Origin of the sequence: Roseovarius atlanticus, assembly GCF_001441615.1 — a bacterium.
Lineage (GTDB): Bacteria > Pseudomonadota > Alphaproteobacteria > Rhodobacterales > Rhodobacteraceae > Roseovarius > Roseovarius atlanticus.
Genome location: NZ_LAXJ01000029.1, coordinates 47,185 through 62,078, shown reverse-complemented (window position 1 = coordinate 62,078; position 14,894 = coordinate 47,185). Strand labels below are relative to the sequence as shown.

The 14,894-nt window shown below is 61.2% G+C and carries 19 protein-coding genes; 16 read left to right on the top strand and 3 right to left on the bottom strand.

Annotated elements, in window-relative coordinates:
- Positions 1 to 251: 251 nt before the first annotated feature.
- Positions 252 to 1,094 (bottom strand): hypothetical protein, encoded by an 843-nt coding sequence (locus XM53_RS20615; protein WP_057796690.1) that lies wholly within the window; start codon positions 1,092 to 1,094, stop codon positions 252 to 254.
- 236 nt (positions 1,095 to 1,330) lie between these two features.
- Entirely contained in the window at positions 1,331 to 1,984 is a 654-nt protein-coding gene (locus tag XM53_RS23815) for a hypothetical protein (RefSeq protein WP_236544584.1), read from the bottom strand.
- Positions 1,985 to 2,445: 461 nt separating this feature from the next.
- On the opposite strand from XM53_RS23815, the gene XM53_RS20605 reads away from it, so the two are divergent.
- Positions 2,446 to 2,688, top strand: a complete 243-nt coding sequence (locus tag XM53_RS20605; protein WP_028095408.1) for a type II toxin-antitoxin system ParD family antitoxin — start codon at positions 2,446 to 2,448, stop codon at positions 2,686 to 2,688.
- A gap of 5 nt (positions 2,689 to 2,693) precedes the next feature.
- Entirely contained in the window at positions 2,694 to 3,014 is a 321-nt protein-coding gene (locus XM53_RS20600; protein ID WP_057796688.1) for a type II toxin-antitoxin system RelE/ParE family toxin, read from the top strand.
- Positions 3,015 to 3,028: 14 nt separating this feature from the next.
- On the opposite strand, the gene XM53_RS20595 is transcribed toward XM53_RS20600, so the two are convergent.
- Positions 3,029 to 3,256 carry a hypothetical protein gene (locus XM53_RS20595; protein ID WP_057796709.1) on the bottom strand — a complete coding sequence of 76 codons (228 nt, stop codon included), beginning with the start codon at positions 3,254 to 3,256 and terminating at the stop codon, positions 3,029 to 3,031.
- A gap of 245 nt (positions 3,257 to 3,501) precedes the next feature.
- Between XM53_RS20595 and XM53_RS20590 the strand changes: the two genes are divergently transcribed.
- The 14 genes from XM53_RS20590 to XM53_RS20525 are packed head-to-tail and all read left to right on the top strand — an operon-like array spanning position 3,502 to position 14,785.
- Positions 3,502 to 3,828 carry a hypothetical protein gene (locus tag XM53_RS20590; RefSeq protein ID WP_010138156.1) on the top strand — a complete coding sequence of 109 codons (327 nt, stop codon included), beginning with the start codon at positions 3,502 to 3,504 and terminating at the stop codon, positions 3,826 to 3,828.
- The gene (locus XM53_RS20585; protein ID WP_057796687.1) at positions 3,785 to 4,468 is read left to right on the top strand and encodes a lytic transglycosylase domain-containing protein; all 684 of its coding nucleotides are present in this window, start codon (positions 3,785 to 3,787) and stop codon (positions 4,466 to 4,468) included. Before XM53_RS20590 ends, XM53_RS20585 begins: the two co-directional genes overlap by 44 nt.
- The gene (locus XM53_RS20580; protein WP_057796686.1) at positions 4,465 to 4,779 is read left to right on the top strand and encodes a TrbC/VirB2 family protein; all 315 of its coding nucleotides are present in this window, start codon (positions 4,465 to 4,467) and stop codon (positions 4,777 to 4,779) included. Before XM53_RS20585 ends, XM53_RS20580 begins: the two co-directional genes overlap by 4 nt.
- Positions 4,780 to 4,788: 9 nt before the next feature.
- Positions 4,789 to 5,067 (top strand): type IV secretion system protein VirB3, encoded by a 279-nt coding sequence (locus tag XM53_RS20575; RefSeq protein WP_057796685.1) that lies wholly within the window; start codon positions 4,789 to 4,791, stop codon positions 5,065 to 5,067.
- Positions 5,057 to 7,441, top strand: coding sequence for a VirB4 family type IV secretion/conjugal transfer ATPase (locus XM53_RS20570; protein WP_057796684.1), 2,385 nt, complete (start codon positions 5,057 to 5,059; stop codon positions 7,439 to 7,441). Before XM53_RS20575 ends, XM53_RS20570 begins: the two co-directional genes overlap by 11 nt.
- Positions 7,438 to 7,653, top strand: coding sequence for a hypothetical protein (locus XM53_RS20565; RefSeq protein ID WP_057796683.1), 216 nt, complete (start codon positions 7,438 to 7,440; stop codon positions 7,651 to 7,653). Before XM53_RS20570 ends, XM53_RS20565 begins: the two co-directional genes overlap by 4 nt.
- A gap of 4 nt (positions 7,654 to 7,657) precedes the next feature.
- A complete protein-coding gene (locus tag XM53_RS20560) occupies positions 7,658 to 8,812 on the top strand; it encodes a lytic transglycosylase domain-containing protein (RefSeq protein ID WP_057796682.1) in 1,155 nt (384 codons plus the stop codon).
- Positions 8,809 to 9,606 carry a type IV secretion system protein gene (locus tag XM53_RS20555; protein WP_057796681.1) on the top strand — a complete coding sequence of 266 codons (798 nt, stop codon included), beginning with the start codon at positions 8,809 to 8,811 and terminating at the stop codon, positions 9,604 to 9,606. Before XM53_RS20560 ends, XM53_RS20555 begins: the two co-directional genes overlap by 4 nt.
- 14 nt (positions 9,607 to 9,620) lie before the next feature.
- Positions 9,621 to 10,268, top strand: coding sequence for a virB8 family protein (locus XM53_RS20550; RefSeq protein WP_057796680.1), 648 nt, complete (start codon positions 9,621 to 9,623; stop codon positions 10,266 to 10,268).
- A complete protein-coding gene (locus tag XM53_RS20545; RefSeq protein ID WP_149917079.1) occupies positions 10,265 to 10,966 on the top strand; it encodes a TrbG/VirB9 family P-type conjugative transfer protein in 702 nt (233 codons plus the stop codon). The genes XM53_RS20550 and XM53_RS20545 overlap by 4 nt, the downstream gene beginning before the upstream one ends.
- Entirely contained in the window at positions 10,963 to 12,288 is a 1,326-nt protein-coding gene (locus tag XM53_RS20540) for a TrbI/VirB10 family protein (protein ID WP_057796679.1), read from the top strand. The genes XM53_RS20545 and XM53_RS20540 overlap by 4 nt, the downstream gene beginning before the upstream one ends.
- 1 nt (position 12,289) lies before the next feature.
- Positions 12,290 to 13,324: an ATPase, T2SS/T4P/T4SS family gene (locus XM53_RS20535; protein WP_057796678.1), complete on the top strand. Its 1,035-nt coding sequence runs from the start codon at positions 12,290 to 12,292 to the stop codon at positions 13,322 to 13,324.
- A complete protein-coding gene (locus XM53_RS20530) occupies positions 13,311 to 13,760 on the top strand; it encodes a hypothetical protein (RefSeq protein ID WP_236544583.1) in 450 nt (149 codons plus the stop codon). Before XM53_RS20535 ends, XM53_RS20530 begins: the two co-directional genes overlap by 14 nt.
- On the top strand, positions 13,760 to 14,785 hold the full coding sequence (locus tag XM53_RS20525; protein ID WP_057796676.1) for a type IV secretion system protein: 1,026 nt from the start codon (positions 13,760 to 13,762) through the stop codon (positions 14,783 to 14,785). Before XM53_RS20530 ends, XM53_RS20525 begins: the two co-directional genes overlap by 1 nt.
- Positions 14,786 to 14,894: the final 109 nt, after the last annotated feature.

Below are 14,894 nucleotides of genomic sequence, written 5' to 3'. Positions count from 1 at the left end.
GGATTGCCCTTCGGAGGCAATCATCAGCTCCGGTCGCTGAACCGCCGCTTGTCGCGGGAGACGGGAGTTCTTTCTCATGCAACCGCCGTTCATTCGATATTCAGGCTATGCCTTTCCGGCTTCGGCCCCTCGGATAGTGGGCGCATGGCTTCAAGCCGATGCAGCACTTCAAGAACCCATTGCGCGACCACACCGGTAATTGCGCCCACAATCTGGCTGAATTCGAGCTCGATTGGCCAACTGAGTGAAAGTCACCGCGCAATCTCGCCAGCCAGCACCGCTCGTCCGTGCACCGCCAAGGTTGCTGAAAACCTCTGACACCCAAACTTGTGGATTACATCGAGTACACGCGCTTCGTACGCAGCGTGCCCGATCAAACGACACAGGTCGGACGCATGGAACTGGCGGTTCGCAGTCGGCGCGGCTTGCATCTGTCTCAGCAATTCGCGCTCTTTAGGGTCCGTTATTGGTCTCGCGGGCGGCTTGACCGCGGGACGAGTTGGAGTTCCCGACGAATTTCGCCATCGGCGCATGAAGCCAAGCAGGAAGCCGGCCGGCACCCTGCCGTTGCCTCGGGACCGGTTGAAGGCGAGGAAGCGATCCCAGATGACCTGGGTGTCGACGTTCCAGCAGGGCAACGTGGCCTTCGCTGCTTTGATGAGCTCTGCCCAACTGGTCTGAAAAACGTTCGAACTCGCGGTGATGTCGATCAGTCCTGAGAAGATAGTTTTGTTATTATTATCTCTAGATAGTGATGTGTCAGCTTCACCTGACACGAGATCATGGGTTTCACTCTCCTTGTTGAAGGCGGAAAACCGAAAGATCCAGGGCGCGAACTTGCCATTCGGCTTCGCCCGCTCGAGCTGCAACTCCGACGTCTCAAGTTCGCTCAAAAGAACCGAAAGATATTGTCGTGAGACACCCATCTTTTCCGCCAGGGCCGAGAGGGTGAAGGCTGCCGTTCCGCGCGACAAACCGTTGTAGCCATCCTTCCAGGCGATGGCATCGAGGATGAGGGTAGCAAGCTTGTGCGCAGCAACAGAGAGTTTTGTCTGCGTGATCCGTCGCAGGATCAGGCCGGTCGTAGGTTCCATGGTCGAGGTCTCCTTGGAGAACCGACGCCATGTCGTGAGACAACAACATTCTTGCCAGCAAAACAACTTTGTTGGTTGCAGGTGTTTGAGCGGTGCGCTAGGAAACTCTTGTTCACGGAGTTTTCTAGCACGGCGTCAGGCTTCACGGTCTGGCGTCGTCTCCTTTTCGGGGGTTTTGCACAGCCTTCCGTGCGGGGTTGTCAGGACGCGCGCGGTAAAACCGCACGCAGATTTTGTCAGTAGCGAACCTCTTCAGAGCCATAGTTCCCGGCGTGATCGCGCCAGTCGACGAAGACGGAACGGTAGAAGTAGCTGCCGCATCCATTCGGGATGCTCAGTCCGGATGCGGTCGGCACCTGGCCCACGGTGGATCTTGTCCATCGGTAGTCGCCCTGCACGCCGTAGGACCCCAACCGCGTGGAGTCGCTGCGATTGCAGTCGCCATCTCGGTTTTCATGCTGGCGGTACTGGATGTGATAAACGCGAATGCTGCGCACGAAATCAAAGGCGCCGCCTGAGATGTCGATGTCGGCTTGCTCATCTGCTTGGACGTGAACAAGGGGGATCGGAGTCGATTCCTGCGGTTCGGGCGGATCGCGGAACGTGATGTCATAAAGGCGTTCCATAGGCGACATCGGACTGGGATGGTTGAGCGACACACCCAGCGGACACCGCCAGATTTGTAAGGGCGGCTCGATCGGCCATGGCGTGATCCGCCGAATGAAGACCGCTCTGGCATGCGCGCAGGGCGCAGAGGCAGGCCAACCGCCCGCAAGGCAGAGGAGGATCGCACAATCCACCTGATAGGCCTGAGCCGGAGCTGACGAGGCCATTAGTCCGGATATGCTTAGTGCCGTGGCTGTTGCCACACCGTGGATCACGTGCTTCATGATGCCGACTCCATCTATAATGGTGCGTCGATACGAAACAACATTAATGATAGCAAGGAGATTTGATTGATGGTTGCCTGCGATTGTTTGCCTGTGTCGCTTGAGGGCTTCCAAGAACTGACGTCGGTTCTGGCTGCTTCGGCGTCTTGAAAGTGGCCAAAATTGCGGACCTCTTTCATGTTAACTTTCACTCAAATATCTGTAAAAAAATACAAATATAGCATTTCAATGCGGCCACGAAAGCGGTCATGGAAGAACAGGCCGCATGAGCCCGTCACACGGCGAGTCGCAGCGCTCATGGTCTCGGGAATGGCAGAACGGAAAACTGTTTCGCCTGGTTCCCCGGCGGGAATCCGGGCGCAGAAGGACGGGGTGGAGCAACGAGCCTATGTTGGGACCGAACATGACCTTGAAGATTTATGTCAGTATCTGATACGATTGAGCATGGATAGGAGAGTCTGATGCCAAACGTCCACCTGACCGAACCGATGCAGAAATATGTGCAGGCGCAGATCGAGTCCGGCGCCTACGCCAATTTGAGCGAAGTCGTGCGCGCCGGCGTAAGGATGCTGATGGAGAAAGATGGCGCCCGGCAGTTCTATTCCCTCAAGGCCGACCTAGAGGAAGCAGCCTCCCTGGCCGAAAATGGGGATTTCGCCGAGTTCGATGCTCATGCCTTCGAACCGGATGCGTTTGATCGCTGACCCACATGACAATTCGGCTTTCCGGTCGGGCCAGGGCCGACCTTGAAGAGATCCGTGCCTACACCGTCGAAACTTGGGGTAGGGACCAATGGCTCGTCTATTACCGCCAGTTGGTCAACGCCTTCGAGCAGATCACCGGGGATCCCGACCGGGGTCGGGACAGGAGTCTCTTCGTTCCGGGGATGCGGTCCGTCAACTGCCAACGTCACGTGATCTTCTACAAGCGGCTCGATGCGGCGGACGGGGCGGCAGTCATCCTGCGCATCGTGCACCAGCGCCGCAACATGCCCGCGCTCGCCTACTACGAGGATCTCGACGGCGGTTAAGCCCTTGCGTTTCCTCATTCCAATAGCTCGACCAGTTTCCCATAGTCTTCACTGACCTCGCGTGCCTCCTGAAACGCGCGTTGACGCTCGGCATCAAGGCAACGGAAGTATTCCTGGATGTCGGCGATGTAGCCCTCGAAATCAGAACGCAGCAGATCGGCATAGGCACGCATGTCTTCTTGCGACTGGGGCAAGAACGGTCGCTCGGGTGGTATGCAATCCGCAGCTGCGGCTACCGGCATGCTTCTAAGCAGGAACGCGAACAGCAACGGTGCGTTGCGCGCAATAAACAAGCGCAGGGCAAAACTCCTTTGCCGCCTTTAAGATTATCATTCTGTCGGCTATCACCGTTATCGGAGCAAGGCGAACTTCGTCAACACGTTATTATTGTCTTGCTATCACTAATGTTGTTTTGTATCGCTCACGGTGTTGCGACCCCGTGGGCCTGATACTGCACCCAGGCAGAACAAGGACCCAAGGGAAGGCCATGATAGAAGAAGCCCCGAATGTGGTTACAGAAGACGGACTGCGCGGCTTGCTCGCCGAGGGCTACCTCATTGAGGTGGTCTGCAAGGAGAGAGCAGAGAAGCGCCATAACAGCTGGTACGGCTCGTGGGTCATCCGCGCCGTCGCCACTGATGGGCGTGACGATAAGATGCTCGTCACCAGCCGAAGCGTCCTCAAGCTCCGCGACTTCAAAACCATCGTTGGCCTTGTCAGTTTTCTGGCCGACATGGGCTGTACGACCGCTAGCATCCCACTTGAAGAAGGTGGCCGCGAACGCCACGCCGCGCCTCCGGTCAAAGGCAGCTGACCGCGCGACTGCGCTCGTCGTTGCTTTGGGTACAGGCGTTTGTTCCGCGCCCCCGGCCCTGGCCGACGGTTTCATCTTTTCGGTTGGCCCAGACGGCCAATTGATTTCCTCTTCTCAAGAGGCAAACGGGCGTCTTTTTCTCTTCGCAGAACCTCGCGTTCCTGACGCAACGAGCGAGACAGCGATCCCGGCTCGATCTGCCGCCCACGCCACCCCAGAAATCCTCCATGCGATCGAGACCACGGCGTTACGGTATGCCGGGCATGGTGCGCTGCGTCGCGCGGGGCTTTCCGTCACTGATTGGGCGCTCCTTTACCGAGCCAACATTGAAGTCGAGAGCGCATACAATCCGGCTGCACGTAGCCCTGTCGGTGCCATAGGCCTCGGGCAGCTTATGCCGGATACTGCCCGCGACCTCGGCGTCGACCCACATGACATTACGCAGAACCTCGACGGATCAGCTCGCTACCTGCTGATGATGCTCGACCAGTTCGGCGAGGGCTCTCTGGCCCTTGCGGCATACAACGCTGGCCCTGAGGCGGTCGCACGCCACGGCGGCATTCCCCCTTTTCGCGAAACCCAAGGGCATGTGGCCCGTGTGACCGCCGTGTTTGAGCGGCTCAGAGGAGATCTTTCATGACATCGAGGAAACGTCAAAGCGTGCTCCGCACGCGGGCGATCGTCACACTCGGCGCGACGGCTCTTATCGTGCTGGCGGGTCCAGCGCTTGCACAGAGCATCGACCTCTCGCCGGTACAGACCCTGCTTCAAGGCATTGTCGATGCGATAACCGGTCCCTTGGGGATCGTGATTGGCACGCTCGCACTGATCGGCGTCTTCCTCTCCTGGCTGTTCGGAATCTTGGACTTCCGGCAAGCGCTCTGGGTGGTTGTGGCGATCGCAGGCATCGCTGCCGCCCCGACCATCGTTGCCGCCATCTGGACCACCTGAGGCCGGGCCATGGCTGAGACGTCGCGTGTGTTCATCGGCCTCTTACGGCCACCGAAGCTGATGGGCCTGCCGATCATGTACGCCATGGTCTGGCTCTTCGGCTCGACGCTTCTGTTCCTCTGGGTGCAGAGCTGGGTGGTGGCCGTCTTCGCGGGGCTGGCCTGGCCGGCGCTTTGGAAAGCCGCAGACTGGGATCCGAACTTCCTCGATGTCCTGGTGATCACCCTGCAGGAAACCCCGCCCACGGCGAACCGCAAACTGCACGGAGGCGACAGCTATGCCCCGTGATGGAATTGCCGATGAGGTTGAGAACGCCATCGATCCGCTGACCGCGCTACCCGCATGGGTCAAGGGCGAGAAGCGGCTCTCAATGATGCTGCCTTATGTGAGCCTCGTGAACGACCGAACGATCCGGACACGCGGCAACGAACTGATGCAGTGCATCCGCCTCGAGGGGGTGAACAGCACCACGAGCGAGGACGGGCATCTCGACCGGATCGGAGGGTTGCTGGCTGGCATCGTCGCGCAGGTGGGGACGGAGTTCTCCTTCTACCTGCACAAGGTCTCGAAAGCGGTCGATGTGACCCTGCCGCCCATTCCGGGCGAGGGGTTTGCTGCCGCCCTCGACAAACGATGGCACGCGCATCTCGGCCGCGCGGGCTTGCGCGACAAGACGCTGACCCTGACCGTGCTGAAGCGACCTGAGACCGGCAGCCGCTTGCCGTTCGGGCTTGGGGCGTCTCGCTCGCGACATGCGGCCGACACCAACCGCCGCTTGCGCAAGCTCGACGAGGTTGTGGGGTTTCTGCTGTCCTCCTTCGATGAGCTGAAGCCCCGCCTGCTGACCGCAATCACCGGCGAGCTTCTGGGCTTCCTCGGTTCACTCAACACGGGCGAGGAGCACCCGCTCTTCCCCCGGTCGCGCATCGGTGTGATCGCCGAGGACGTAGCCAATACGCGCGTCACCTTCCGCGGCACGACCATCGCACTCTCGGACGGTGCCGTCGGCGACAAGCTCGGGGCGATCTTTGCGGTGAAGAACTACCCGGCCAAGACCGATAGCCTGATGCTCGACGAGTTGAATCTGCCCGTCGACATGGTGGTCACGCACTCTTTTGTGCCGATCAACGCCAACATCATGGCGGGCCGGATCAAGCGGCAGCTGCGGCTAATGCAGGCCGCCAATGACGGAGCCGTCAGTCTCGCCCAGGAACTGGAACTCGCGCAGGACGATCTGGAATCCAAACGCCTGATCTTCGGCGAGCACCACATGACCGTGGCCGTCTATGCCCGCACCCAGACGGCGCTTGACGATATCGCGGCCGAAATCCGCAACATCTCCGCCACCTCCGGGATCAACCTGATCTCGGAAGCCTTCGGGGCGCGGGCGCATTTCATGGCGCAGCATCCCGGGAACACAGGGGCGCGCAGCCGCAAGGCCGCAATCACGAACCACAACTTCGCCGATCTCGCTACCTTCCACCGCACCCCGCTCGGAAAGACAGGGCGGGAAGTCCCCTGGGGCGTGCCGATCACGCTCTTTCCGACACCCGAGCGCAGTGGTTTTCGCTTCAACTTCCACGAACAGGGCGCGCCGGATCGCGAGCCCACGGGAGGCCACACGCTGATCCTCGGCCGTCCCGGCTCCGGCAAATCCGTCCTGGCGGCTTTCCTGATGACCATGGCACGGCGGGCAGGTGCGCGGGTCTTCGTATTCGACTATCGCGCGGGGATGGAGATGGCCGTCCGCGCGCTCGGCGGCAGCTATTCGACCGTGCGGGCGGGGCGCCCCACGGGCCTCAATCCGCTCCAGACCGAGATCGACGTGCGGGGCCAGGCATGGCTTGCTGATTGGCTCGCGAGCCTCCTGGAGCGGCGCGATCGACCGCTGACCCCGGTTCAGACCAACCGATTGCAGGAAGTCGTGCGCCAGAACGCCAGCGCAGGACATGCGGGCCTACGTAACTGGTCGGATTTCGCCTCGCTGCTGGTCTCGACCGATGACGAGGGCGATCTCTTCGAGCGTATGCAGGAATGGACGGCCGAGGGTCGCTACGGCTGGATCTTCGGGGCCAATGCCGAGGACAGTTTCAGCATCGATGGAGACGTCGCGGGCTTTGACCTCACCGGCATCCTCGATTCCGAGAGCGAGCGGGAACGCATGGCGGTCCTGTCCTACCTCTTCCGCCGGGTTGAGCGGGTGATCGAGGACCGCAAGCCCACCATCATCGTCATCGACGAGGCATGGAAAGCCCTCGACAACGCCTACTTCGCGGAGCGACTCAGCAACTGGCTGGTGACCGCCCGCAAGCAGAACGCCGTCGTCGTGATGATGACGCAATATGCCAGCCAGCTCGAGCGCACGCGCACCGGCAAGACCATCGTGGAAGCTGTGCCAACCCAGGTGCTCTTGCCCAACATTCGTGCTTCCGCCGCTGACTACGCGATGCTCGGCCTGACCGAGAAAGAGCTCGACGTGCTTCTGGGCGTCGGCTCGGCCTCGCGGCTCGCGCTTGTACGCGACGACCGTGGTTCCGTCGTGATCGATGCCGATCTCAGCGCGCTCGGCCCGCTCGTGACCATCCTTGGCGGAATGGAGAAGGGCGAAGCGCTTGTCGGCGCCGATTATCGCGAACGTCCTGATTTCTGGAGAGTGACATGACCCGTACCATCATTCGCAGCGTCGTGCTGCTCGGGCTCGGCCTGACCCTGACAGCCTGTGCGCAGTATAACCCCCCGCAAGCCAACTGCTTCAATTTTCGCGAGGCACCTGCGCAGGCAGGAACCGCCACCGCCACGATCTCGACCATGGGGGCGGAGGTCACGCGGCGCGACACGGCCTGCGATTTCGTCCTCTTGGGGGCGGGCGGCTGAGCCAATGCGGACCTGGCTTCCTCTCTCGATGATCGGCTTTGCACTGGCAGGTCCCACACTGGGGCCAGCGGTCGCCCAAGGCGTGCCGACCTTCGATCTGCGCCTCTTCGCAGAGCGGCAGGCCATCCTTGAGCAGACCGATCGGGACCTGGCACTGCAGCAGGACCGGCTAAGCCGCGAGGAGGAACTGGCCGAAATCGAGCGCCAGCAACTCGCCTCCCTCGAAGGGCTGATGGATGCCATGTCGCTTGGCGCTGGAGACGTGGCCGGAACCGTGGCGGGGCTCGAGGCGGTAGACGACGTCGAAAGCGCGGCCGCCAGTCTTTATGCGCCCGAGGACACCAACCCAGCGGCAGCGCGGATGTTCGGCGATGCCCGGGAGGGGATCGAGGAGCTGATCATCCGCGCAGCACGCGACACCCATAGTCTGTCCGGGGTCGGCCGCGCAGGTCTTTCGCTCGTGCAATGGCGCTGTCTCTTGCAGGCGCTGATATGGCAGGAAAGCCGTTTCCAGATCGGGGCACGCTCGCCCGTGGGGGCCTTCGGACTTACCCAAATCATGCCCGGTACCGCGGGCGATCTCGGGATCTACCCGGCCTATTACGACGATCCCTATCTGCAGGTCACCGGCGGTGCGCGATACCTCGCACAAATGCTGAACATGTTCGATGGCAACATTATCCATGCGCTCGCCGCCTATAACGCCGGGCCGGGCAATGTGCAGGATTATGGCGGTGTGCCACCATTCGCGGAAACCCAGCATTATGTCCTGGTGATCCCGCAGCAGTACAACAGCTACCTCGCGGCCGTAGGCGGCATCGATGCGCTCGGCACCATCGACCCTGTGCTCCTCGCCAACGCGAGTTTCAGCCTCTCGGCCCACGGCGCAGGGGTCTATGGCGACTTTTCGCTGGTCTCGGTCCGTGCCGCCGCCCTGCGGGTTCAGGACATCATCACCCGCATTGGTGAGACCGAGGATCTGCACGAGGCCATCGCGCTCAACACCTATGCCCGGGCCGAACTGGCCCGGCTGGTCGCAATCCGGACCCGGATCAAGGCCGCCCGAACCGAGCCACTCAGTGCCGAGCAGATCGCCTTGGCGGCGGCCCAGGCTGCCGAGCGGCAATTCATGGATTTCAGTCAGGAGGATTTGCGTTGAACCTGCGCCTGCCCCGTTCCCTTTTCGCCGGTAGCATTGCTCTCGCGCTCACCCTCAATGTCACCGGACCTGTCGCGGCACAGGGTGTGCCCACGGTGGACACTCAGAACATTGCTCAGGAAATCCGCCAGCTTCAACAGATGCTGCAGGATTTCGGGATCCAGACCGATCTTCTGGACAATGCGTTGGAGCAACTGGACATGCTGCAAAGCCAGCTCGATCAGCTGAACGAGATGTATGCCTCGCTCACCGGGCCGCGCAGCATCCTCGGGCTTGCCATGGGCGGGGACCTCGACACCTTGCTTGAGGCCAACTTCGAAGACATCCCCGGCCTGATCCGAGGCATCCAGGCGGGCGATTGGAGCGCGCTCATCGGGCCCAATGCCGGGCCCATGCGCACGCAGATGGAACAGGCGCTGGCAAGCGCCGGGTTCGACGAGGATTCACTCCGCGAGATCGCCACCAGCGGCAATCCGGGCGCCGAAGGCGTGGCCACGCGGGCAACCACAGGTGCTGTGATGTCGGCGGCGGCGCAGAACAGCCACGCAGAGGCGGAACAGTCTCTCGAACGGGTGGAACGTCTGGTCGAGATGATCCCGGACATGGAGGATCTCAAAGCCTCGATGGATCACAACACCCGCGTCACGGCGGAACTCGCCATCGCTATGACCCGGATGTGGGAGCTGGAAGCGATTCAAACCCTAGGCGCAGGCAATGCAGGCGTGGTTGACGCCGCCACCGTTGCCGAAGAACGCCGCTACATGGACTTCACCTTGCCGGACCTTGAGCCATGAGTAGGGCAGGGGTGATGACTGCGCGCGAACTCGTGGAAGAGGAACTTGTCTACGGTGCCCTGCGCCGGGAACAGCTTTGGCGGATGATCGGCCTTTCTGGAGCAGGCTTTGGTGTATTCGGCTGTTTGACAGCTGCGGCTGTCGCGCTGATGGTCGAGACGCCGCCTCCCGTGGTTGTCCCCTACGATCCCGCGACCGGGATGGCGCTCCCCAATGCCACGGTTGAAACCGTGTCGCTCGCCGAACGCCCTGCCGTGATCGAAGCGCAAATCTACCGCTACATTCTCGACCGCGAGACCTACAACCAGCTCGACAACGATCTTCGTGTCCGCCGTGTCCTGGCGCAGTCTTCCGGGTCGGCCGAGGCCAGCATGCGCGCGATGTGGACATCGGGTCAGGAGAACTATCCGCCGACGCGATACGGGGCTGCGGCCGAGATGGCCGTTGAGATCGCATCGATCACCCTTATTGGCGAGAACCGCGCCCAGGTGCGGCTCAGAAAGCGCCTGACAAGCCCGCAGGGGGTACAGGATGGATCGTTCACTGCCACGTTGATGTTCGAATTCCAGCCCGAGCGGACCCGCGCGATCGACGATGTCTGGCAAAACCCTTTCGGTTTCACCGTCACCCAATATGCCATCCGATCGGACCGTTCCGAATGACTAGCACTCCAATCTTTACCTTGTTGGCCGCCAGTTTTCTCACGTTCGCGGGATCGACTGCCTTGGCCGAGACCACGCCCCGCCCAGGTTCTCATGACAACCGCGTGCGCGTAGCGACCTGGACTGAAGGCCAGGTTTACCGTGTCGTCACGACTCTGACCCGCGTCACCACAGTCGAATTCGGTGAGGGTGAAACCATCCGCTCGATCATCGCCGGCGATACGGTCGGGTTTCAATTCGACGGTGTCCCGGGTGGCCGTGCCTTCGCCATCAAGCCGACAGCATCTGGCGTCGCCACCAACATCACCGTCTACACCAACCGCCGCTCCTACTACTTCCATGTCGTCGAAGCCCGGGAGACGCCGCATTATGTCGTGCAGTTCCGCTATCCTGAAAACCGCGTGCAACCCACCAGGGCGGTTGCGGCCGATGCGCCGAACGCGAACTATGCGGTCAGCGCCCGAGAAGAGTTCACGCCGACGGCCATCTGGGATGATGGTACCTTCACGTATTTCCGGTTCGCACGGAATGCGCCGGTGCCCGCCATCTTCCGATATTCGAACGGCAGGGAACGCGCGGTGAACAGCCAGGCCTTGAGTGACGGCGTCATCCGCGTGTCCGGCGTCAACCGACAATGGGTCCTTCGCCTTGGCGAAGAGGTGATTTGCGTCCAGGACGCAGGACAGGCCACATCATGACCGAAGGTACGGAAGACCTCGCCGCGCGCCTCGCGGCTCTCGAAGGTTCGACGGGCAAAGCGAAGGCCAACAAGCGGCCTGCGCCGCTTGCCGCGATCCTTGGAGTCGTCGGCATCGCGGCAGCAGGCGGTCTGGCATGGGCTGCCCTGCAGCCGTCGGCAGAAGCACCAATGGCGACCGCCGCGCCGGAGGAGTTCCAGAGCAGCGGCCCCGGATTCGGAGATCTGGCGCCGATTTCTGCCCCAGAGCCCAGCCAAGCCCCGCCTGCGGACACAGGTCCGAGCGAGTCGGAACTCGCGCTGATGGAAAGTCTTGCGACATTGAGAGCGGAACTCGAGGACCTGCGCGCAAGACCGGCCGAGGCCGCAGATAGCGGGGCGGAGCAGGCGATTGCAGACCTGACGGCGCAAATTGCCAACTTACATGAAGCATCCGCCGAGGCTCAGCGTGCCCTCGAGCGTCAGCTGACCGAGCGGGATCGCGAATTGGATCAGCTCCGCATGGACTTGGAACTTGCACGGCTTGCACCACCAGAGCCGACCTCATTGGGACCAAGTGAAGAAGAATTGCGGCTGGCCGAACTCGAAAGGCGGCGCGCAGCCGAAGCTGAGGCCCGCGCAGAGCGCATCGCGTCTCCTATGATCGCGTTCTCCGGGATGGGCGCGGGTGCGGATAGGGAGAATACGCTGGAAGCCGCGCGTCTGAATGCAGATGAAGCCTTTGTTCGTTCGGGCGCGCAACCAGCACAGGTGACACGTGCCGAAGTGATCGCGAACCCATCGAACACGGTTGTTCAAGGCACCATGATTCAGGCTGTGACAGAGACGGCCCTCGACAGCACACTGCCCGGCGCGATCCGCGCCATCGTCTCGGAAGACGTCCATTCTTTCGATGGAACGCGTATCCTGATCCCGCGCGGCGCGCGGCTGATCGGGCGCTACCGCTCCGATGTCGCACTTGCCCAATCGCGCGTCATGGTGGCATGGGACCGGATCATCTTGCCCGATAATCAGACCGTGCAGATCAGCGCCTTCGGTGGAGACGAACTCGGCCGTACTGGCACCACCGGGTTTGTCGACACCCGTTTCGCGCAACGCTTCGGCTCCGCCGCGCTGATCTCCTTGATCGGTGCCTTGCCTGCGGCTGCAGCGGGTCAAATCGACAGCGAGGCGGCAGCCGATGTTGCGAATGATGTCGGCACCGACCTGCGCGATAGCACGCAAAGCGTGATGCAGGACTATCTGGCGATCCGGCCAGTGATACATGTCGATCAGGGTACACGGATCACGGTCATGGTCGACCGTGACCTGGAGATCTTCTGACATGGCGGCAAGCTATCTCGAAGCCTCGCTCGATCGCCTCGGCGCGCCGGTGCAGCGCGACGATACGATCGAGATCTGCATCAACCCCGACGGGCATGTCTGGGGCGAGTTCCAGGGCGATCATTTCATGCAGGGCCTCGGCACGCCGCTGACCCAAACCGAGATCAAGGACCTCGGCAACCAGATCGCCTCCGCCGCCTCGACGACGCTCAGCACGAAGAAGCCTATCGTCTCGGTCTCGATCCTATATCGAGATCGCCCAATCCGCGCGCAGGTGATCCAGCCGCCGGCAGTCGAGGGCGGTTTCTCGATTTCTCTTAGGTTTTTCTCCTCCCTGCCGCTTGAGAAGGTCAAACTCGGATTCCTTTTCGGCAAGGAACGCAGCCTTGAGGGTCTGCGTCGCGAACGGAACGCCGCGCTCCGCGATGTGGTGGCCTCCGGCGACATCGATGCCGCCCTGCGCTTCTGCGTCGAGAACAAGCTCAACATGATCGTTTCGGGCGGCACCTCGACCGGCAAGACAGTCGCGGCGCGCAAGATCCTTTCGCTGATCCCGCCCGAAGAGCGGATCATCACCATCGAGGAGGCGGCCGAGCTGCGCCCCGAGCAGCCCAATGTCGTGACGTTGATCGCGGACCGGGACACGGATGCCCGCAGCGCCGATGTGCTCTTGGCCTCAACGCTTCGCATGCGACCCGACCGGATCGTCCTCGGCGAAGTCCGCGGGCGCGAGGCGATGACGTTTCTCGAGGCAATCAACACCGGCCACGGTGGATCGCTGACTACGCTGCATGCCGAGACCCCACAACTTGCTGTTCGCCGCCTCGCCATCGCCGCCCTGAAAACCGATGTGCCGATGACCTATGCCGACATGATCGATTACATTGAGGGCTCGATCGACGTGATCATTCAGGCAGGCCGCCATGAAGGCGCGCGCGGAATCACCGAGTTCTTCCTCCCGGGTCAAACCACAGATTTGAACCTCGACACGGTCGACGGCAGAGGCAACAAGAGCCCCTCCGTTGCCGCTGAGTAAAAAAGGAACCCCCCAGATGCGAAAACCAATTCTCGCACTCATGCTTGCCGCCTTGGCGGGCCCCCTTGTGGCGCAGACTTCGCCTCAGGTTTCAAACGATCTCACAGTCGATATGTCGCCTCAACAATACCGGATCTGCAACGATCGTCCGGCGCGACCGACTTGGATGGACGAAATCAATCCGCGTGAAGCTTACAAGGCAGCAGCTTTGATGGAGTTGTACGAAATTCGGGCCTGGGAGGAGATCGCTGAATCTGGCGACTGCAGCTGTGAAACCCGCTTTCCCGCTTGGGATAGCTCCGATGGCGAATATCATGAAAGGTATGCAGGCCTTAGCCAAGCCGAGCATTCAGCGTTTCGCCGCGACTGGATTGAAGTAAGGAAGCAACTCGAGCCAAGCGTGCGTACAATCTGCGAAGCTCAAGGCAACTGGTAATGGGCGTCGTCAGCTGGATGGTCGGAACGGCAGACGCGTTCCTTGTCGATGCGGCTGAGTCCCAGTTCGGGGCCGTGGCAAGCAATACCGGCACGATCGTCCTGCTGATGGTCACGCTTTCGCTAATCGGCGTCTGCATCAACATGGCATTCCAGTTCCGCAGCATGGATGGGGCCAGCTTCTTCTGGTACCTGATCAAGCTGACCCTTATCGGTCTGTTCGCCTTCAATTGGGCAAACTTCAATGCAGTAGCAAACGCAGTCATTGGAGGCTTGGACTACGTCGCTGGCGCACTGGTGTCTTCGGTTGGCGGCGGAGGAGCCGGAGCCACACACTTTGCCGGCGAATTCGACATCCTGATCGAAAAATTCAGCCAGTACCTGAATGCCATCGGCAGCAACCTGAACTGGATGACGGGCGCGATCCTAGGCGGCATCGGGCTTATTCTTTTGAGCCTCCTTGGCTTCATGACCGGCATCGTCCTCATATTCGCCAAGATGATGCTGACCCTCATGCTCGGCCTTGCTCCGATCATGATTGCATTGTCGCTCTTCGACGCAACCAAAGATTTCTTCCACAGATGGGTCTCGACGACAGTCAGCTATGCCTTCTACCCCATCGTAATCGCAGCAATGTTCTCGACCGTCGTCGGCATGGCGAATTCGCTGCTAGCCCAGCTGGGTGATCCGAACTCGGCAACCAACATCGGATCGCTCGTGCCGTTCTTCGTCATGGTTTTCCTGGCCAAAGGATTTGTAGCAGCAACACCCCTGATCGTTCGCGGCATCTCGGGAAACCTAATGGTGGCGGCGGCACCGGCGATCGTCAGCGGGTCCGCAGGGGTACTGCGAGGGCTGGCTAACACATCTGGTGTCCAGGGCAGGGCACGGATAGGGGCGCTCACGACGGGTGAGGCGATTGGACGTGGAACTGTACACGCTCCTGCTGCGGTAAAAAGCGCCGCGGCGACGGCGAGCGCGCAGGTGGTCAGGATGGCGGAGAGGGCAAAGCGACTAGGGCAATAGCGCCGCGCTCAGCTTCTCTGATTGAGTTTTGTTTCGGCGCAAAGGACACAAATCGTACAATCTACCAAACCAAATGGAGGAACATTGGCGGCGACATGTTCCTCACAGG